Raw genomic sequence first — 19,955 nt, forward strand, 5'->3', positions numbered from 1 at the left:
AAGGATATGCGGTTTTCGAAAAAGCCAAACTCCGCGATTAAGCGGTTTATAATGACCCTTTTATTTCTGGCGGTAAGTGCTTTACTGGTGACGGCCTGCGGGACCGGGGAGAACGACGGACTTGCGGGCAAAGCCAAGCTGAAGGTAACGGCTACAACCGGCATGATTGCCGACGTGGCTCAGGAAATAGGCGGAGAGGATGTCGCAGTTACCGGACTGATGGGCTCGGGCGTTGACCCGCATTTGTATAAGGCGTCCTATGGCGATGTGAAGAAGCTGGACCGGGCGGACATTATTTTTTATAACGGGCTGCATCTGGAAGGGAAAATGGCGGAGATGTTCGAGAAGCTGGTGAAGCGCAAGCCTACCGTTGCGATCTCTTCGCGGATACCGGAGTCGGATTTGCGGTCGTTCCCGGGCGGAGGGAGCCAGTCGCATGACCCTCATATCTGGTTCAACGTGAAGATGTGGATATCGGCCGCGGAGGTGATTCGGGACTCCCTGATCGAGAAGGATCCGGTACATGCGGAGGGCTATCAAGCGCGTGCTGCGGCATATATCGGGAAGCTGGAGGAGCTGGACCGATATACGACCGAGCAGATCAGGGCGATACCCGAGGAGAGAAGAATACTCGTAACCGCCCATGACGCGTTTGGTTATTTTGGCGATGAGTATGGACTTGAGGTAACGGGGCTGCAGGGAATGAACACGATGTCGGAATACGGCTCGAGGGATGTCAGCTCCCTGCGTGATTTTTTGGTGGAAAACAAGATCAAAGCGGTCTTTATCGAATCCAGCGTACCAAAGAAAGCGATTGAATCGGTCATTCAAGGCGCGCGTTCGATGGGACATGAAGTAACGATCGGCGGCGAGCTGTTCTCCGATGCGATGGGGGAAGCCGGCACCGTGGAAGGAACGTATATCGGGATGGTCAGACATAACGTGGATACCATTGTTCAGGCATTGAGATAAACGAAGGGAAAGGGAGTGTTAGTCATGTCGGAAGCAAAAGTAAAGTCTGCGGCAACCGCAAGGGAGCGGGAGGGTGCTGCGCCTCCGTTAACGATTAGAGGGCTTAGCGCAGCCTATCAGAAAAAGCCTGTATTGCGCGGAGTCTCCTTCACTGTAACGGAAGGGGAGCTGATTGGGGTTATCGGCCCTAACGGCGCCGGCAAATCAACGATGATGAAGGCTGCCCTTGGCCTTATTCCCCGCCTTGGCGGCGAGGTGCTCGTCTACGGCAAGCCTTATAAACAGCAGCGCAAGCTGGTTGGCTACGTGCCGCAGCGGGAATCCGTCGATTGGGATTTCCCCACGAACGCACTGGATGTCGTTATGATGGGGCGTTACGGACATCTAGGCTTGTTCGGGCGCCCGGGAGCGAAGGAGCGCGCGATTGCGATGGAATGCCTGGCCAAGGTTGGCATGGCGGACTTTGCCTCCCGCCAAATCAGCCAGCTGTCCGGCGGGCAGCAGCAGCGGGTATTTCTCGCCCGTGCGCTTGCTCAGGATGCCAGCCTGTACTTTATGGATGAACCGTTCGCCGGTGTGGATGCCGCTACGGAGAAGGCTATTATTACGCTGCTCCAGGATTTGAAGCAGCAAGGGAAGACCGTTATTGTCGTTCATCACGACCTTGCCACGGTGGAGGAATATTTTGATTCCGTGCTGCTGTTAAACGTAGAGCTTGTTGCTTACGGCAAGACAAAAGAGGTATTTAATCAGCAATTGCTGCAACGCACGTATGGCGGCCGATTGGCTTTCCTGGACCGGAACAGCCTGTCTAAGACGGATAGCGCGGAAGGGTGAGTGAACGGATATGAATACGTTATGGACGCTTCTGCGGGACCCCAACATGCAGTGGATTCTGCTCAGCTGCACGCTTCTTGGGCTGAGCAGCGGTATTATCGGCTGCTTCTCCTATCTGCGGAAGCAAAGCCTGATGGGCGATACGCTCGCGCATGCCGCCTTGCCTGGTATCTGTATTGCTTTTATGCTGACCGGAACCAAGTCCATTCTGTACTTCCTGATCGGAGCGGGTCTCGCCGGCGTGGCGGCAACCTTCGGGATCGGCTGGATTACGCGGCATTCACGCGTTAAGCACGATGCGGCGATGGGAATCGTATTATCCTCTTTCTTTGGCCTGGGTATCGTGTTGTTAACCCTTGTCCAGCATGGTGGCTACGGCAATCAGGCGGGGCTGGATAAGTTTTTATTCGGTCAGGCGGCTTCCATGGTGGGCTCGGATGTTCTTACTCTGTCGATTGTCAGTCTGCTGCTGGTTACGATCTGTTACTTCCTGTTCAAGCAGTTCAAGCTGGTATCCTTCGACCCCGGCTTTGCCAAAGGAATCGGCTATCCGGTTGCGCTGCTCGAGCAGCTGCTTATGTTCCTTATGGTTGTGGCGGTTGTCGTAGGAATTCAGGCGGTTGGGGTTATCCTGGTTGCCTCCTTGATCATTACCCCTGCGGTATCCGCCAGGTATTGGACGGACCGGCTTGGCGTCATGGTGGTCGTATCCGGCCTGTTCGGCGCCATTAGCGGGGCTTCGGGAGCGATTGTCAGCTCGACGGGAGACAGCCTGCCGACCGGTCCTCTTACGGTGTTAGCCGCAACCTTGCTGTTTCTTCTATCGCTGTTGTTTGGTTCCAAGCGGGGGATTCTTGTCCGGAGAATGTTGCAGCAAAGGATGAAGCGGTCGCTTGGTTATGGCTATGAGGAACAGGCGGCAACGGCTTCCGTGGACGACCGCTTGAATAAGGAGGCGTCGTTATGAGTGACTTCTGGATTCTGTTAACCGGGATGCTGGTGGCAAGCTGCAGCGGTATATTGGGTGCCTTCCTCGTTCTGCGCAAAATGGCCATGATCGGCGACGCCATCAGCCATTCCGTCATGCCGGGGATCGTGATCGCGTTTCTGCTCAGCGGCTCGCGGGATTCGATTCTGATGATGGTTGCCGCAATGGCCTGCGGATTGTTCGCCGTCTTCCTCATTCAGCTCTTTCAGAACAAGGGGGTTCAGGCGGATGCCTCGATCGGGGTCGTGTTTACCGCCTTGTTTGCGATAGGCGTCCTTCTGGTCAGTCTGTTCGCGAGACAGGTCCATCTGGACCAGGATGCTATTTTGTACGGCGAAATCGCTTATGTGCATTGGAATACCTGGGTCGTAAACGGCATAGACCTTGGGCCAAAAGCGGTGTGGCTGCTTGGCATAACGCTGATTATCATAGTGACGGTGATCAGCTTGTTCTACAAGCAGTTCAAGCTTTGCTCCTTCGACCCCGCGCTGGCTGCCGCCTGCGGCATTCCGGTAGCGCTGTTCCATTATCTCTTGATGGGCATGGTATCGATGGCAACCGTCAGCTCCTTCGAAAGCGTAGGCGCCATTCTCGTTGTCGGGATGCTGATCATCCCGGCTGCTACCGCCTATCTGCTGACCGACAGGCTGGGCCGGATGATAGTAATCAGCGTTGGCGCAGGCATTCTTAGCGTCTTTGGCGGTTATGCTGCCGCCGTGATGCTTGATGCTTCGATTGCGGGCTGTATCGTATGCGCGGCAGCCGTGCTGTTCGTGCTGGCCTTCCTGTTCTCGCCTTCGCATGGCATCGTCGCCAAGAAGCTCCGCCTTCGTAAGCTCGCGGCTTAAAAAGTCGAGTATAGATTCCCTTTCCTCATAAACCGAGGAAGGGGATTTTTTTTCGGGCTAACGGCAGCGGAACGAAACCAGTCGAATAGGACGGATAAACCGTGTTACAGCGTGGTCAGCGATGGAGTGGAGAACGAATTTGGCTAAAAAACTTTCTATGGACTAATAATCCAATCAATTGAACCCTTCGCCCATGTCCCAACGTTTAGAACAATATCGATAGCTTCGTTTGGAATCTCCTTAATCTGTGCTAAAATATTGCATAGTAGAAACAGGCAGGAGGATACCGAGCATGGGGAATTACAAATTAGTCGCACTCGACATGGATGGAACGCTGCTGAATGACCAGAGCGAGATCAGCGAGGAGAACGCGGAATGGATCCAGCGGGCGCTGGATGCCGGCATTACCGTCAGCTTTTCCACGGGCCGGGGCTTCCGGGGGGCGCTTCCGTTCGCGGAGCAGTTGAAGCTGGAGACTCCGATGATTACGGCCAATGGCAGCGAGATCTGGCAAAAGCCGCATGTGCTGCATAAACGCACATTGATGAGCCCGGTCTACGTCAAGCAGCTGCACGAGCTGGCGCTGAGGCATGCGGGAACCTGGTTCTGGGCGTACTCGACAACGGGCATTTACAACCTGGAGAAGTGGATTGACCCGTCAACGACGTATGAAGACCACCATTGGCTGAAGTTTGGTTATTATACGGAGGATGACGTTGTTCGTAATCGCATTCTCGAGGAGATAACCGAATGGGACGCGCTTGAAATTACGAATTCCTCCACGGAGAACCTGGAGCTTAACCCGAAAGGCATTACGAAGGCCAGTGCGCTCCGCGAACTATGCGTCATGCTTGGCATCGAGATGTCGCAGGTTGTTGCGGCGGGGGACAGCTTGAACGATATTGCCGCGATCCGCGAAGCGGGACTTGGCGTAGCGATGGGCAATGCCCAGCAGGCAGTCAAAGACGCGGCCGATGTAGTGACGCTCACCAACAACGAGAACGGCGTCGCCGAGATCATCAAACAATATGTATTGAAAGGTTGATGCCTAAGTGGATATTTTAGGCTGGTCGCTGGTTGTCATTTTATTCGTGGTTGGCATGGCCGGAGCGGTCTGGCCGATTCTGCCGGGAGTTTTCGCGATATACGGCGCTTTCTTCGTATATGGCTTTTTCTTCTCGTTCAAGCCGTTTGGCTGGGTGTTCTGGACGGTGCAGACCTTGATCCTCATCGTTCTGGTCATAGCCGACCACGCAGTCAGCGCGTGGGGGGTTCACCGGTTTGGGGGTTCCAAGGCCTCTATCATCGGAAGTACGATAGGGCTTATACTAGGTCCATTCGTTATTCCTGCCTTTGGCCTTATTATTGGGCCGTTCGCCGGCGCCGTTATCGGGGAACTCGCGGTGGGCTCCAATATCGAGAAATCGTTTAAGGTTGGCATCGGCTCGTTGGTTGGGTTATTGACCAGCGTCGTAGTCAAAATCATCCTTCAGGCAGCAATGATCGCGTTATTTATTATTTGGTTAATGGCCAACTAAGGAGATGAAGCAAATGGTAAAGGTAACAGTATGGAACGAGTTTCTGCACGAGAAAGAGCATGAAGAGGTAAAAGCGGTATATCCGGACGGCATTCATAACGCGCTTGCCGAAGGTATCCGCTCGGAGGGCATCGAGGTTCAAACCGCAACGCTGGAAGAGCCGGAGCATGGCCTAACGGAAGAAAAGCTGAACAACACCGACGTTCTGATCTGGTGGGGACATATGGGTCATGACCGCGTAGACGATGCGATCGTGGAGCGGGTACATCAACGCGTAATGGACGGCATGGGACTGATTGTGCTCCACTCCGGCCATTTCTCGAAAATTTTCAAAAAGCTGATGGGTACGGGCTGCGACCTGAAATGGCGCGAAGCAGGCGAGAAAGAACGGATCTGGACCGTTAATCCGGCCCATCCGATTGCCGCGGGCATTCCGGAATACGTGACGATCGACCACGAGGAAATGTACGGCGAGCATTTCGACATTCCAGCTCCGGACGAGCTGGTCTTCGTGAGCTGGTTCGAAGGCGGAGAAGTGTTCCGCAGCGGCTGCACCTTCTTCCGCGGGCAAGGCAAGATTTTCTACTTCCGTCCGGGTCATGAGACGCATCCGACCTACTATCATCCGCAGGTGCTGCAAATTATCCAGAATGGCGTGAAATGGGCAGCTCCTTCCCAGGCAGGCAAGCCGGTCCGCGGCAACCATCAGCCTCTGGAGCCAATCAAAGGCCAAGCTTAACCTGCAATCCGGCAAGTCATTAAAGAAAGAGAAGGACAACATGAAAAAAGATTCGCTTATAAAAGGTACGTTAATACTGGCGGCAGCCGCGCTGATTGCCCGTTTTCTGGGGATTTTTCAGCGGGTTCCGCTTGATCATATCCTGACCGAGAACGGCGGGCTTTATTTTGCAGTCGCGAACAACGTGTATTTGACGCTGCTTGTCGTGGCGACGGGTGGTCTCCCTAGTGCCATCAGCAAAATGGTATCGGAGAGATACGCGCTGGGCCGCGAGCATGAAGCGAAACGGGTCTACCAGGCTGCGCTGCTCTTTGGCGTCATAACCGGCGTTATCCTGACGATTGCCCTTTACTTCGCGGCTCCTTATTATGCCGTGCATATCGCCAAAACGCCAGGTGCGGAGGTTGCGATCCGCGCGGTTGCGCCAACGCTGCTTATTTTCCCGATTATCGCAATGATGCGGGGTTACTTCCAAGGCCGTCAATTCATGATGGCGGGCGGCATGTCGCAGATCGTGGAGCAAATCTTGCGCGTTATCGTAGGCGTGGCGCTCGCTTATTATGTCGTCTCGATTGACTGGGGCGAAAAATGGGGCGCGGCCGCGGCATCGTTCGGCAACGTGATTGGCGGCGTAGGCGCTTTGCTTGTGATGCTGTATTATGCGGCAAAGCTGCGCCGGGGCGACCTCGCAGAGCGGCCGTCGGTGGATATCGCAGCGGTCAAGGCCGCTGCCAAGATTCCTTTCCGGTCCATTTACCGCGAGATTTTCACGATGTCCATTCCGATTGTCATTACGGCGATGACCGTGCAAATTATTTATACGTTCGACTCGTCCTTATTCGTACGTTTAACGGAATCGTATTACGGCTATCATGACGCGCTGCTCGTATTGAGAGATCTCAGCTTCAAGGCGCAGACGGTTGCGGGCATTCCGCCGATTCTGGCCATCGCGCTCAGCACGTCGATTATTCCGGTCATCTCGTCTGCGTATTCCTTGCGGAATATGGCCGAGGTGGAGCGTCAGACCTCCCTCGTTATGCGGATCGTCTTGTTCACCGGCGTGCCGGCAGCCTTAACGCTTGCCGCGGCATCGTATTCGGTCACCGGACTTATTTTCACGGGGCCAAGAGGTTACGGCATCGTTGCCGCCTTGACGGCAGGAACGATTTTCCAGATTACGATGATGACAAGCAACTCGATTTTGTTCGGGCTTGGGAAAGCACGCATCCCTATGATGAATACTTTCGTAGGAATCGGGCTGAAAATCCTGTGCAGCTACGCGCTTGCCCCGATTTACGGCGTTTACGGCGTTATTGTGGCGACAAGCGTCTGCTTTGTCGTTATGACATGGATGAACATCGAGGCGATCCGCAGGGAAGTAAAGTTCACGGTGCTTGGAAGCCGCTGGCCTTCTTACCTGGTAACGATCGTCGTATCCGTTGCGGCAGGCTGGGGAACCGAGACGGGGATCCGCCATCTGCTTGGCAACTGGCCGGACAAGCTGACGTATCTGGTCTCCGCGGCCGCTGCCGGCGCAGTGATCGGAGTCCTGTACCTGTTCCTGCTTGTGCTGCTCCGCGTCGTTACCATGGAGGATGCGAAGTCCTTCCCGGGGCCGCTGCGTAAGCTGTTTGTCCTGCTTCTGAAGGCGCTTGGACGCACGCAAACGCAGAAATAACGACAGAAATTCCATACATTTACAACCTCCCTGAGCGTCAGGTACAATAGATAGAGTTATAGGTCTATTAATCTATCTATTACTGGCTGTGAAGGGAGATTTGTGAATTGAAAAGTCTGAAAAGATTCAAGAGGGGGATCATCCTGATTTTGGCGCTTGCGCTTGTCATCGTTGCAGGCTGTCAGGCGATTCAGGGCGTGGATTTCAACACCGTATTGAAAAACACGCTTAAAGTGACCTCCGCGGAAAGCAAACAGTCGGTAGAGCTGAAGCTTCTTATGAATGAAGAAGCGTATGAAGGAATGCCTGAAGAAGATATTGCTCTCATGAAATTATTCTCTAACATGAAGCTGCAGTTGGATAGCGTGAAGGTACAGGATGCAAGCCATGCGTCCTACGCGGGCAAACTGATTTTCGGCGATAATGTCAGCATTGGTTTCTCGATCAAGCAATCGGATACAGCTGCGGTTATCGAGGTGGAAGGCGCTAAGCTTCCAATCGTGCTTGACGTAACGGGAGCGGGCATTGGCTCGATGCTGGGTACAGCCGAGCTTGGCGAAACGGCTGCAGGCTCCGATGACGAATCGGTAACGGCAATCGGCAAAGAGGTATTGGACAGCGCAACGTCCTTCTTTATCGACAATCTGCCTAATCCGGACAAAATTTCGGTAAACGCGGTTCAGGAGCCAATCAATGGCGTTAACACATCCCTGTTCCATGTGAAGGCAGAGATGAGCGGTACCGAAATCTGGGCTTGGGTCAAAAAATACGTCGATGTTCTTGCAAGCGACCGGGATGGCCTCGAAACGTTCGTGAAGGAAATCGTAGCGATCATGAGCAGCCATCCGGAGTTCTGGGAAGAGATGGGCGTGAATCCGTTCGAGCAAACCGGACTGGATATGCCTACAACCGATGACATGATTAAGGAAATGACAGACGAGCTGGAAGCCACCTTTGCTTCGCTCCAGGATGAGCTGAAGGCGATGGAAGAAGAGGGCGGCGAGGATCTTAAGGCCATCTTCAACGATGATTCATCGATTAAAGCGGAGCTTTACGTGGACAGCAAGATGGATATCCGCAAACAGGTCATCGACGTTACGCTTAAACCAAGCGATCAAGCCTTGTTCCCGCTTGACGGTCTCTCGCTGCGCATGGAGAGCGAGCTGTGGAACGTTAACGGCAAGGTAGAGGCTGACGCGCCGGTGATCCCTGCTCAAGCTATCCATTCCAACCAGCTCGATTCCATGCAGGGTTATCAATTCCTTCGCATGTTCGACAAGCAATCGGCTGCCTATTCTCTGCTCGATAAGCTGGGCATCGGAGAGCAGACGGTTGAGCTGTCCGTGGACTCTAGCCTTTATCCGGCCATTGTTACTCCTAAGTACGTAACGATTGTTCCGGTGCGCGTAGTGGCCGAACAGCTTGGCGCTTCGGTGAAATATGATAAAAAGACGAAGAAAGTAACAGTCTATGACGAGGCGACCAATACGACGATCGTCCTGAAGGAAGGTTCTGACCGCGTAACGGTAAATGGCAAAGCAGCGACATGGTCGTTTGTAGCCAAAACCGTTGACGGTACCTTGTATGCTGCAGGACGCGATTTCGCAAACGCGCTTGGAGCGAAGGTTCATTGGGATGACAGCTGGGGCAGCGACACCTTTGTCATCGAGCGCGTAGTCCATTAATTTATTTTGCAAGAGCAGGGAGGATGACAACGATGAACAAACTGACAACGGACGCAGCCTTCCGGGAAGCCGTCCAAGGCGATGGGATTACGGTAGTCGTATTCAAAACGACATGGTGCGCGGATTGTCACTACATCGATCCGTTTATGCCGGATGTAGAGCAGCAATACGGAGGCAAAATCTCGTTCCATGAGATCGACCGGGATGAACTGCCCGATCTTTGCTCCGAGCTGAACATTCTTGGCATTCCGAGCTTTATTGCCTTCCGTAACGGCAAAGAGCTGATCCGGTACGTGAACAAGCTGCGCAAGACGCGGGAAGAAATCGAACAGTTTCTGGACCGCGCGGTGCAGGTGTCGGACGCATTACCCCAAGGTTAATAAACGGCAATCGTGCGGCTTAGGAACTCCTCCTGAGCCGCACTTTTTTATGCCCGCGCATCATTGCCACGGAACTGTCACACCCTAGGAAGTGTCACATTTTCAACATGGCTTTTGACCCCTATAATGGCTATAATGAGGTGACAACAAAACCCGAAATAAGGTGATTTTATTATGGTTACCGGCCGTTTTCGCGCGCTTGCTCTCGCATCGTGCATCGGAATGCTTTTTGTTCTTCTTGCCGGAGCACTCGTTACAAATACCGGATCCGGACGCGGATGCGGTGATGATTGGCCGCTTTGCAACGGTAAATTTATTCCTGCGTATACAATGGAAACCGCAATCGAATTTTCCCATCGTCTGATTACCGGATTTGAAGGTTTGCTCGTTGTGGCAGCCTTTATCGCCATATACCTGCTGTTCCGCAAAAACAATGCGGATTACAAAGAACCGCTTATTTATGCGAGCGGAGCTCTGCTCTTCACGGTTATTCAAGCGTTAATGGGCGCGGCAGCTGTCGTATGGTATCAGTCCGACGCCGTTATGGCTATTCATTTTGGCATTTCTTTAATTGCCTTTGCTTTTACCTTGCTGCTCGTTGTTTGGTCTTACCGCGCAAAAGACGGCAAGCCCGTGGAGTTTACGGTGCCCCGCGCTATTTATCCCCGGATGCTGGCCGTAACGATCTTCTGTTATATCGTGGTTTATCTCGGCGCGTTTATCCGACATACCGAGTCTGCAGGCGGCTGTCTAGGCTGGCCGTTATGCAACGGCGAGGTTGTGCCTGAGCTTCAAGGCGCGACGGCTGCTGTTTTTATCCATCGTTTAGGTGCACTTATTTTTGGTCTTGCTCTAGTTGGTTTATATATCCACGTCCGCAAAATCAGCGGAAAAGGCAAAGGTCTTACGAAATCAGCCGGCTGGGCTCTCGTTCTGGTGATCGCTCAAATCCTGAGCGGTGCGCTTCTGACGGAGACAATCGGCAACGATGATTGGTTCCTGTTTACGAACCTGCTTCATAATTTGATTATAACGGGCTTGTTTGGGATATTGTGCGATATGCTGATACGTTCCTGGCGGCTGCGGGAAGGACGGGAGAACGCTTGAGTTTTCAGAACCTGCGTGAATTTGTAGAGGTATTAAAAAAGGAGAATGATCTGCTCGTTATCGACGCGCAAGTAGATCCTTATCTGGAGCTGGCGGAAATTCACCGCCGCGTTATCGAAGAGGAAGGGCCGGCACTGCTTTTCACCAACGTGAAGGGCAGTCCTTTTCCCGTTCTGACGAATATGTTCGGGACAAGCCGCCGGGTTGACCTTGCGTTTGGTACGCGCCCGGAAGAAATCATGAAGCAGATCGTTGGTGCCGCGGACCGTATTATGCCGCCAACGCCAAAAGCTATTTGGGGCGAGAAAAAGCTGATTTGGGACATGATGAAGGTAGGCATGAAGGAAGTGCCGAGCGGCACGGCGCCTATTCTGCAAGTACTGAAGCGCCAGAATCCGCTGGCCGGTTTACCGCGCGTGACAAGCTGGCAGGAGGATGGCGGACCGTTTATTACATTGCCTCTTGTCTATACGGAGAGCTTAAAATCCCGCAAAGCGCATAATCTAGGGATGTACCGCATGCAAATCTTTGACGATTCAACGACTGGCATGCACTGGCAAATACATAAAGGCGGCGGCTTCCATTATCATGAAGCCGAGCAGCGGAACGAAGCGCTGCCCGTATCCGTCTTTCTCGGCGGACCGCCGGCATTGATCGCTTCCGCGATTGCGCCTCTTCCGGAGCATTTGCCGGAGCTCTTAATGGCTTCACTTATCTTAGGTGGCAAGCTGCCGGTTGTATCCGACCCGCACAGCAAGCACCGCATTCCGGCGGAAGCCGAGTTTGTCATCAGCGGACAAGTGCCGCCGCATCTCCGCCGTCCGGAAGGTCCGTTTGGCGATCATTTTGGTTATTACTCGCTTATCCATGATTTCCCGGTCTTTAACGTTAATCATGTCTGGCACCGCAAGGATGCGATTTATCCGGCGACGATTGTGGGCAAGCCCCGTCAGGAAGACTACTATCTGGGCGAGTATTTGCAGCGCCTTCTGGCACCAGCTTTCCCGATGGTTATGCCGGGCGTGCATGAACTATGGGCATATGCGGAAGCCGGCGTACACGCGCTTGCCGCAGCCGTTGTCCGGGAATCCTATTCCCGCGAGGCGCTGTCGACAGCCTTCAGTATTTTGGGCCAAGGCCAGCTGACCTTGACCAAGTTCCTGATGCTGACGGATCAGCCGATTGACCTGTCTCGTTTTGACGTATTGCTTGAGACCGTGCTTGAGCGGTTCCAGCCGCAGACGGATCTGTTTGTATTCGATGAAACCTCCCATGATACGCTGGATTATACGAGCGGTAAATTTAATCACGGCAGCAAAGCGGTTATGCTTGGCGTCGGCAAGCCGGTCAGAGAGCTGCCTTCCAGCTATGAAGAAGGCGTTATCGAGGAAATTACGAACGCTCAGGTATATTGCCGCGGATGCCTCGTTGTATCCGGCGCATCCTATGAAGCAGAGCCGCAGCTTGCGGAGCGTCTCTTGACTAGGCTGTCGGAGCGCGGTACGGAATGGCCGCTTGTTATTCTTGTGGATGATGCAAACGTTGCGCATGGGCAAACGTCCTTCTTGTGGACAGTGTTCACGCGGTTTAATCCGGCGGATGATATTTACGCGAATGCCGAAATTCGCCGCCATCATTTCGGCTATAAGCTGCCGATCGTTATCGATGCGAGAATGAAGCCGGGCTATCCGGCAGAACTGTTCACGCGCGAGGATATTACCAAGCTGGTTGACAGCAGATGGAACGAGTACTTCAAATCCTAAGTTGCGAAGAGAGGCGGGGATGGCCGATGCTGCGTTTTCTATTTGATGAACCGGAGAGGGAGCCGCAAGGCCGCCTTGCAGAAACGTTACAGCTGATGAATCAGTTTGTCGCCATTCTGCACGAGAAGATTGAAGCGGGCAAAGACAACGACCATAAGCTTCGTACGTATGAGGTATGGACGAAGGGCTTGGTCGCTTCCTTGAACGAAATCGAGCAAAGCTGCTATGCGGCCAGGCGGTTCAAGGAGAAGATCAAGTCGCCTTCCGTCAGTCAGATGTCGGAAGAGGAAGAGCTTAATTACCAGCGCTACGTTTATTTTGACAAAAACGCGTTTATCCGCATTTTTGCCCTGCTGGATAAGCTGAGCATTTTTCTGAATGACATCCTTGATTTAAAGACGGAGAAGATCAAGCCTCATTTCTCCTACTTTACCGTGCTGCGCAATATGCGCGACAAGAAGGCGCATCCGGAACTGACCTGGAAACTGAACGACATCAAAGAGAGCCTGAAGGAACCGATGGGGCGGCTGCGGAAGCGCCGCAATACCGAGATTCATTATATGAATACGGAGATGCAGGACGATCTTGCGCAGGCTCATAAAATGTACGGACAGGAAGTACAATTAGAAAATATAGCGGCACAATCGGACGATCTCCAGCATGGACTGCAGATGGTGACAGGATCATTACGCCTAACCTTTGACTATGCTTGCGGACTAATACGAACCAGGTAGGCTTTAATCGCGAGGAGGAATGCTCGTGGAGCTGATGGGCAGAACGGCGCTTGTAACCGGAAGCGCCAAAGGGCTTGGCAAACGGACTGCATTGCAGCTCGCAAGTCTTGGCTGCAGCATCGTGTTAAACTATCTGGAGAGCAGGCAGGAAGCGCTGGAGCTTCAGCGCGAGATCGAGCGGCTTGGCGTAAGAGCAACCGCCATACAAGGCGATATATCCGTTCCGGCAGGGGTAGCGCAGCTGGCAGCCGAAGCGGAAGCCTGGAATGGCGGCATCGATATCCTGGTGAACAACGCAGGCCCGTTTATACGCGAGCGGCGCTTGTTCGCGGATTATCATGAGGACGCTATCATTCAACTTCTAAACGGTAATTTGCTTGGCGTAATGCTGCTGGACCATAAGCTGCTTCCAGGCATGCGTAAGCGCGGCTGGGGCCGTATTATCCATCTTGGCTTCGGTCATGCGGATGAAGCCAGGGCATGGCCTCACAGGGCCGTATATGCGGCGGCGAAGACCGGTCTCGTCTCGTTCACCAAATCGCTTGCGGTCGAAGAGGCGCCTTCCGGCATTACCGTCAATATGATAGCACCCGGCGATATTAGAGGCCTTAACAAGGAGCGGACGATTGACGAGGCGGCGTGCGAAAGGGAATTCGAGTCGCCGGTCGGCAGACCGGGAACCGGAGAAGATATCGCGAGGGTAATCGGATTCCTTTGCCAATCGAGATCGGATTATTTGACCGGCAGCGTAATAAACGTAACCGGCGGCTTCGATGCGATTCGTTCAAACATAATCGGATTATAAGGAACAAAAAAAGAGTCTTGCCTGCATATAGCGGGCAAGACTCTTGCATTTTAGAATACTTGAACAACTTCCTGTACGCCTTCAACTTCCTCGAGCAGCGCGCGCTCGATACCGGCTTTCAGTGTAATCGTGGAACTTGGGCAGCTTCCGCATGCACCCATCAGACGAAGTTTAACGATACCGTCCTCTACGTCTACCAGTTCTACGTCACCGCCGTCGCGTTGCAGGAACGGACGCAATTTATCCAGTACGTCCAATACTTCGTCGTACATTGTATCTTGTGCTTGACTCATTGCAATCATCTCCTTTCTCCCCTATTATAGTACAAAGTGCGAGGAATGAAAATGGATATCAACCGTTAAGGCCAGGTGATCAAAAAATTGTCAAAACCGCTTATCGAGTTCTGCAACGGCAACATGCATCACGGAACGGAAACTCTTATGAAGCAGTATGAACTAGACGATCGGCTGAAGGTGGTCGAATACGGCTGTCTCGGCAACTGCGGAGAATGTTATTTGAAGCCATTCGCGTTAGTTGACGGCAGCATTATCGCTGCCGAAACCATAGAGGATCTGGAACGCCGCATTCGCGAAGCCTTCAGCTTAAAGAAAAATTAACCAAAATGGCGTTTCGATTTCCAGAGAATTCCGCTCTTGATCAAACGCGGAATTTTACCCATCATTGGCGTGCTGCCCATGAGTCCGAAGCCGCTCTTCTTGCCAAGGGAGCCCATAACGCCCTTCAGCTTGATTTTGCCAAGCTTAGGCGTTTTGTTGTTCCAAATGGCATGGATAGCTTCCGCGATTTGCTTGCCTTGCGCGCCTGCCGCTTGCCCGCTAGGGGAGAATGGCAGAGACGCGCAGTCGCCGCAAACAAACACATCGGTGTAATCCGGCAGTTGATGGAACTCATTAATTATAAGCCGGCCTTGTTTGTCCTTCGGCAGATTCATGCGCTGCACAATCTCAATCGGCTGAATGCCGGCTGTCCATACCGTTACGTCGGTAAGAATCGTTTGATTCGCATTCGCGTCGTGCAATGCGCCTTGCTCAATGCGGCAGAGCGAAATATGGCTGAGCATCTCAACTTCATGCTCTCTGAACCAGGAAGCCACAAACTTCTGCAGCGACCCAGGGAAGGCCGACATGACGCTTGGTCCGCGGTCAATGATGCGGATGTTCAGGTCGGAACGGGCTTCGCGCAGCTCTGCAGCCACTTCCACGCCGCTAAGGCCGCCGCCGATGATTGACACTTGGCCGTAAGGCTTCACGTCGTTCAGCATCTGGTAAGTTTTGCGTGCATTCGAAAGAGTTTGAATGCTGTTTGAGAACTCTTCCGCGCCTTCGATGCCGTGGTAATTATCCGTACAGCCAAGTCCGATTACGAGCCACTCGTAATCGATTGGATCTTGACCTTCCAGATAAACAAGCTTTTTGTCCAGATCGATATCTACAACTTCCCCAAACCGGGTTGTCAGACGCGGGTCCTGCGGAAATTTTACGCGGATATCCAAATCTGAAACCGTTCCGGCTGCAAGTGCGTAATATTCTGTTTTAAGGCCTTGATAAGGCATGCGGTCCACGAGGATGACTTCAACGTCGATTGGCAGCTGTTTCTCGATCACGTCTGCCGCGATAGCCTGGCCGCCGTAACCGCCGCCCAAAATAACAAATTTTCTCATATGATTCCCTACCCAACTCCATAATGATGAATGACTTGTTGTGTGCCTAATATGTGCGTCTAGCCGCGTGATTACTCATATACTTTAATTTCGTTATAGAACGTATCTCTCTCCACTGGGATACGTCCGGCTCCTTTAATGAGCCATAAGAGATCCTCACGCGTAATGCCTTCCGGCGTAAGAGCGCCCGCCGCATGACTGATTTTTTCTTTTACAATGGTACCGTGAGCATCGGATGCGCCCATCGTCAGAGCGACCTGAGTCAGCTGCGTGCCGATGTTGATGAAGTAAGCTTTAATATGCTGAATGTTGTCCAGCATCAGGCGGCTGATCGCGATTGTCTTCAGATCCTCGAATGCCGAGTTGCGGCGACGGATGCCGGCTTTCGGATTAATCGGCTGCATAGAAAGCGGAATGAATACCTGGAAACCGTTTGTTTCGTCTTGCAGCTCGCGGATCTGCATCATGTGGCGAATACGGTCCTCATGCGATTCGATCGAGCCGTACAGCATTGTTGTATGCGTGCGCAGGCCAAGATTATGAGCGGTGCGGTGCACCTCTAAATATTGGCTGACGTCGGCTTTATCGACGCGCATTTTTTTGCGGTAATGATCGGATAATATTTCTGCGCCTCCGCCTGTCAGCGATTTGAGGCCGACCTTCATAAGCTCTTCCAATACTTCCTTGTAGCTTAAGCCGCTAATACGCGAGAAAAAGTCGATTTCCGCAGCGGTGTAGGCTTTAAGCGTTACTTCTGGGAAGCGCTCGTTTAATGCCTTCAGGGAATCGACGTAATATTGGAACGGAACATGTGGGTTATGCCCGCCTACAATATGGAATTCTCGTACACCAGGGTGGAAATGCTGTTCAACGTACTCAATCATTTCTTGACCGGATAAGGTATAGGCGCCTGGTGCGCCTTCGTCTTTACGGAAGTTACAGAATGCGCAATGCGCTTCGCAGACGTTCGTAAAGTACAAGCTCATGTTTTCGATAAAATAAACTTTTTTACCGTTCTTGCGAAGGTTTACTTCATTAGCTAGTTGCCCAATCGTAAGCAGATCATCCGATTGATACAGGAATACACCGTCTTCAAGCGTAAGGCGCTCCCCGTTTCGGACTTTGTCGATAATCGACTGCATTTGCTTATTATCAGATGGAATGGCGATGTTCATCTTGGCAACCTCCTTTTTCTCAAAAGTTAGTTATGCGTAGTGCTGCGGCATGCTGCCATTTACCGTTCAAGGAAGAGTAGAATAAATTCAGGCTATGCCTTTGTGAAAAAAATAACTTGCTCATCCGATTAAGAAAGCTTCCATTATTATAAACCCGTACGCAAAAGGCGGCAACACCTAAAGTCTTCAACTCGTTCCAATAGGGAGGCTCTCATCTCTTGAGGAAGCGGAGGAAGAGGAGTATACTGTAACTATAACGGTACATTTATTTTTATTTATATAGAGGAGGGAAGAAGCATGATCACGATTAGTGAATCGGCATCTGACAAAATTAAAGAAATGCTCGAGGAGGAAGGCACTCCCGGGCTGTTCCTGCGCATTGGCGTGAAGGAAGGCGGCTGCACGGGCTTCTCCTACGGCATGGGCTTCGACGATGAAGAGAACGAGAACGACAAGTCGATGGAAGTCGCGGACCTGAAAGTGGTCGTAGACGACGAAAGCTTGAAGTATTTATACGGTCTAATCATCGATTGGAAAGAGTCGGCTATGGGCGGCGGCTTTACGATCGAAAATCCTAACGCAACCGCTACATGCGGCTGCGGCTCGAGCTTCCGTACCGCTGCGGCAGCTGGCAAGCCGGACAGCGACTGCTGATGAGTGGCTGAGCACGCCTGTGCTCAGCTTTTTTATTGGGGATTCGCCGGTATGCAGGCTGCGCAAAAGTACCAATCGCCATTGTTCCCGGAATCTATGAATGAATCGTACAATGTACGATTCCGGGAACAAAAGCGAGCACTCCGTTTCTCCAGAACATTCTTTTGCTCCGCCTGTGCGGCGCACCGCACCAAAACAAAAGCATTCGCAAAAGGCCAGGCTCAGCCAGCCTTTTGTTGACCGAATTAGACAGGTTGCAAACACAACCTGTCTACAACAAACCTAACCGGCGTCCAATTAGCGGACGCCGGTTTTTGTTTTAAAAAGAAGTCGAAAGCGGAACGGAGAAAGTGAATGCTCTTGAGGAACGAAGTGCCCGCCTTTGTATTCGGATTGTAACCTTTGAAACCTTGTTCAAACAATCCGAATACAACAGCGGCCGAAAGAGCATTCACTTGCGCAGTGGCCTCCCGGCTCACATGCTTATCTCGAAGTACGCCGAGAATTCAGCCAAAGAGGGATACGGAACACCAGGTTGATAAGCAAAACGAAGAACACGAGTACCGCCGCCGACTTCTGGGCGATATCCTGGGCGTCCGGAACGATAGCCTCGGACTGGACATACCACAGGTGAACGGCAAGCGTCTCGCCCGGCGAGAAGAGGCTGAAATCCCACATTTCGCCGGAGGTCGTAACACCGGCAGTCAGAATGATAACGGCGCTTTCGCCAAAGGCGCGGCCCGCTACAAGACAGATCCCCGTAATAATTCCGTTCATGGCTGCAGGGATCAAGACGCGAACGATCGTCTGTAAATGTGTGGCTCCCAGCGCGAAGGAGGCATTTTTCAGTTCCTTCGGCACGGCACGAATCGATTCTTCCGTTACGCGGGTCAGAACCGGCAGGTTCAAGAACGCCAGGCTGACAGCGCCGCCGAGAATCGTAAGGCCAAGCTGGAACATCTCCACGAACAGCGCGATACCAAACAAACCAAAGATGATTGAAGGTACGGAAGCAAGCCCCTCTACGCAAATCCGCACAAATGAGATCAGCTTGTTATCCGGCGCAAATTCGGCGAGATAGATACCCGCGGCCATCCCGAGCGGAATAGCAATCACGAGAGACAGGAACAGGATATAGAAGGAATTCAGCAGGGCAGGCCCGATACCGCCGCCTTCCTCAATCTCGCTCGGAAGGCCGAACAGGAAGTCCCAAGAGAGCTTCGGCAGGCCGTCCTTCAGAATAAGGAACAGGAGGCCGAGAATAAAGAGAACGATAGCTATGCCAACGGTCCAGACCAGGACCGTAAACAGACGGTTATTAAAGCTGTTGATTCCTTTTTTGCCGCGGAAAGGATTGGTTGTGTTTACTGCGGTGTTTACATGGCTCATTATTGTTGAACTCCTCTCCGTTGCAGCCAGCGTACGCCTACGATCATCAGAAGCGAGATGGCAAGCAGCAGGAAGCCCATCAGATACAACGCATAGTTCCAGGTTGAGTCAAAAGGAACGTTAGCGATCTGCATAACGATGTTGCTCGTTAATACCGACGTAGGCTTAAGCAGGCTGTCCGCGATTTGCGGGGTATTGCCGATAACCATAACAACCGCCATCGTTTCGCCGATTGCGCGGGCCATGCCGAGAATAACGGCATACATAATACCGCTGCGGGCGGAAGGAATAAGCACCTTTACGACGGTCTGAAAACGGGTAGCGCCAAGGGCGTAGGATGCATCGCTGAATTTCTTCGGTACGGCCGTGATCGAGTCATCGCTGATCCGGCTGATCGTTGGCAGGACCATGATGGTCAATACGAGAGACGCCGCAAGCAGGCCGTCGCCCATGCCCGTGCCGGTAACGTTCCGGATCAGCGGGATAAGAACCGTGAGTCCCAGGTAGCCGTAAACAACGGACGGGATGCCGACGAGCAGATCCATAACCGGACGAAGCACGTTTTTCAGCCAGGCCGGTACGAAAGTCGACAGAAAGACCGCGATCAGGAGCGAGAGCGGAACGGAAATAATCAAAGTCAGCAAAGTAAGGGCAAACGTGCCGAAAATGAATAACAGTCCGCCGTATTGCTCGGTTTCCGGACTCCATTCCGTGGATAAGAAAAATTCGGAGAAGGACACGTCGCCAAAGGTCAACACGCCGGTGCGGAACATAAGCGCAAGGATAAGGAAAAGAATAAGACACACAAAACCGGCGCAGGCAATGCAAACGTAACGGAACAGGCGGTTCATCACGAACAGGCGCTTCCTGCGGTCAAACGGCTTTCCGCTTCCCGTCAAAAGACTGCCGCCCAGATCGATCTGGCCCGCAGTGGATGAGGTATCTAACATATGGATTGATCGGCTCCTTCGGTAGCAAGCAG

The 19,955-nt window shown here is 52.6% G+C and carries 21 protein-coding genes; 16 read left to right on the plus strand and 5 right to left on the minus strand.

Annotated elements, in window-relative coordinates; all coding sequences use genetic code 11:
* The first annotated feature begins 6 nt into the window (after positions 1 to 6).
* The 14 genes from CFI03_RS27500 to CFI03_RS27565 all read left to right on the plus strand — a co-directional run bounded on the left by CFI03_RS27500 (position 7) and on the right by CFI03_RS27565 (position 14,074).
* Positions 7 to 972 carry a metal ABC transporter solute-binding protein, Zn/Mn family gene (locus tag CFI03_RS27500; RefSeq protein ID WP_283094706.1) on the plus strand — a complete coding sequence of 322 codons (966 nt, stop codon included), beginning with the start codon at positions 7 to 9 and terminating at the stop codon, positions 970 to 972.
* A 24-nt stretch (positions 973 to 996) separates the two neighbouring features.
* Entirely contained in the window at positions 997 to 1,809 is an 813-nt protein-coding gene (locus tag CFI03_RS27505; RefSeq protein WP_248761968.1) for a metal ABC transporter ATP-binding protein, read from the plus strand.
* A 10-nt stretch (positions 1,810 to 1,819) separates the two neighbouring features.
* A complete protein-coding gene (locus CFI03_RS27510; protein WP_248761970.1) occupies positions 1,820 to 2,776 on the plus strand; it encodes a metal ABC transporter permease in 957 nt (318 codons plus the stop codon).
* Positions 2,773 to 3,645 carry a metal ABC transporter permease gene (locus tag CFI03_RS27515; RefSeq protein WP_248761973.1) on the plus strand — a complete coding sequence of 291 codons (873 nt, stop codon included), beginning with the start codon at positions 2,773 to 2,775 and terminating at the stop codon, positions 3,643 to 3,645. The genes CFI03_RS27510 and CFI03_RS27515 overlap by 4 nt, the downstream gene beginning before the upstream one ends.
* Positions 3,646 to 3,937: 292 nt before the next feature.
* Positions 3,938 to 4,690, plus strand: a complete 753-nt coding sequence (locus CFI03_RS27520) for a Cof-type HAD-IIB family hydrolase (RefSeq protein ID WP_127495577.1) — start codon at positions 3,938 to 3,940, stop codon at positions 4,688 to 4,690.
* A 7-nt stretch (positions 4,691 to 4,697) separates the two neighbouring features.
* A complete protein-coding gene (locus CFI03_RS27525; protein WP_127495576.1) occupies positions 4,698 to 5,183 on the plus strand; it encodes a DUF456 domain-containing protein in 486 nt (161 codons plus the stop codon).
* 13 nt (positions 5,184 to 5,196) lie between these two features.
* Positions 5,197 to 5,922: a ThuA domain-containing protein gene (locus CFI03_RS27530; RefSeq protein ID WP_127495575.1), complete on the plus strand. Its 726-nt coding sequence runs from the start codon at positions 5,197 to 5,199 to the stop codon at positions 5,920 to 5,922.
* Between the two features lie 40 nt (positions 5,923 to 5,962).
* A complete protein-coding gene (locus CFI03_RS27535; RefSeq protein ID WP_248761983.1) occupies positions 5,963 to 7,600 on the plus strand; it encodes a putative polysaccharide biosynthesis protein in 1,638 nt (545 codons plus the stop codon).
* A gap of 107 nt (positions 7,601 to 7,707) precedes the next feature.
* Positions 7,708 to 9,285 (plus strand): copper amine oxidase N-terminal domain-containing protein, encoded by a 1,578-nt coding sequence (locus tag CFI03_RS27540; protein ID WP_248762005.1) that lies wholly within the window; start codon positions 7,708 to 7,710, stop codon positions 9,283 to 9,285.
* A 32-nt stretch (positions 9,286 to 9,317) separates the two neighbouring features.
* Entirely contained in the window at positions 9,318 to 9,665 is a 348-nt protein-coding gene (locus CFI03_RS27545; protein WP_248762007.1) for a thioredoxin family protein, read from the plus strand.
* 174 nt (positions 9,666 to 9,839) lie between these two features.
* Positions 9,840 to 10,772 carry a COX15/CtaA family protein gene (locus tag CFI03_RS27550; RefSeq protein ID WP_248762063.1) on the plus strand — a complete coding sequence of 311 codons (933 nt, stop codon included), beginning with the start codon at positions 9,840 to 9,842 and terminating at the stop codon, positions 10,770 to 10,772.
* Positions 10,769 to 12,535 (plus strand): UbiD family decarboxylase, encoded by a 1,767-nt coding sequence (locus CFI03_RS27555; RefSeq protein WP_248762065.1) that lies wholly within the window; start codon positions 10,769 to 10,771, stop codon positions 12,533 to 12,535. The genes CFI03_RS27550 and CFI03_RS27555 overlap by 4 nt, the downstream gene beginning before the upstream one ends.
* Positions 12,536 to 12,561: 26 nt before the next feature.
* On the plus strand, positions 12,562 to 13,269 hold the full coding sequence (locus CFI03_RS27560) for a Cthe_2314 family HEPN domain-containing protein (protein ID WP_248762081.1): 708 nt from the start codon (positions 12,562 to 12,564) through the stop codon (positions 13,267 to 13,269).
* Positions 13,270 to 13,288: 19 nt separating this feature from the next.
* A complete protein-coding gene (locus tag CFI03_RS27565; protein WP_283094707.1) occupies positions 13,289 to 14,074 on the plus strand; it encodes an SDR family oxidoreductase in 786 nt (261 codons plus the stop codon).
* A 50-nt stretch (positions 14,075 to 14,124) separates the two neighbouring features.
* Here CFI03_RS27565 and CFI03_RS27570 read toward each other — a convergent pair whose 3' ends face one another.
* Positions 14,125 to 14,367, minus strand: coding sequence for a NifU family protein (locus CFI03_RS27570; protein WP_015846404.1), 243 nt, complete (start codon positions 14,365 to 14,367; stop codon positions 14,125 to 14,127).
* A gap of 87 nt (positions 14,368 to 14,454) precedes the next feature.
* On the opposite strand from CFI03_RS27570, the gene CFI03_RS27575 reads away from it, so the two are divergent.
* Positions 14,455 to 14,691, plus strand: coding sequence for a YuzB family protein (locus CFI03_RS27575; protein ID WP_283094708.1), 237 nt, complete (start codon positions 14,455 to 14,457; stop codon positions 14,689 to 14,691).
* Here CFI03_RS27575 and CFI03_RS27580 read toward each other — a convergent pair.
* Both CFI03_RS27580 and mqnE read right to left on the minus strand, forming a co-directional pair.
* Positions 14,688 to 15,755, minus strand: a complete 1,068-nt coding sequence (locus tag CFI03_RS27580; RefSeq protein ID WP_127495567.1) for an NAD(P)/FAD-dependent oxidoreductase — start codon at positions 15,753 to 15,755, stop codon at positions 14,688 to 14,690. The genes CFI03_RS27575 and CFI03_RS27580 overlap by 4 nt on opposite strands.
* A gap of 71 nt (positions 15,756 to 15,826) precedes the next feature.
* Positions 15,827 to 16,930, minus strand: a complete 1,104-nt coding sequence (gene mqnE, locus CFI03_RS27585) for an aminofutalosine synthase MqnE (RefSeq protein WP_127495566.1) — start codon at positions 16,928 to 16,930, stop codon at positions 15,827 to 15,829.
* Positions 16,931 to 17,227: 297 nt separating this feature from the next.
* On the opposite strand from mqnE, the gene erpA reads away from it, so the two are divergent.
* Complete coding sequence (gene erpA, locus CFI03_RS27590) at positions 17,228 to 17,584, plus strand: iron-sulfur cluster insertion protein ErpA (RefSeq protein ID WP_127495565.1); 357 nt, start codon at positions 17,228 to 17,230, stop codon at positions 17,582 to 17,584.
* A 483-nt stretch (positions 17,585 to 18,067) separates the two neighbouring features.
* Here erpA and pstA read toward each other — a convergent pair whose 3' ends face one another.
* Positions 18,068 to 18,973 (minus strand): phosphate ABC transporter permease PstA, encoded by a 906-nt coding sequence (gene pstA, locus CFI03_RS27595; protein ID WP_248762109.1) that lies wholly within the window; start codon positions 18,971 to 18,973, stop codon positions 18,068 to 18,070.
* Positions 18,973 to 19,923 carry a phosphate ABC transporter permease subunit PstC gene (pstC, locus tag CFI03_RS27600; protein ID WP_201007983.1) on the minus strand — a complete coding sequence of 317 codons (951 nt, stop codon included), beginning with the start codon at positions 19,921 to 19,923 and terminating at the stop codon, positions 18,973 to 18,975. The genes pstA and pstC overlap by 1 nt, the downstream gene beginning before the upstream one ends.
* Positions 19,924 to 19,955: the final 32 nt, after the last annotated feature.

The sequence above is a fragment of the Paenibacillus sp. ATY16 genome (assembly GCF_003399985.2).
In the GTDB taxonomy this organism is placed as follows: domain Bacteria; phylum Bacillota; class Bacilli; order Paenibacillales; family Paenibacillaceae; genus Pristimantibacillus; species Pristimantibacillus glycanilyticus.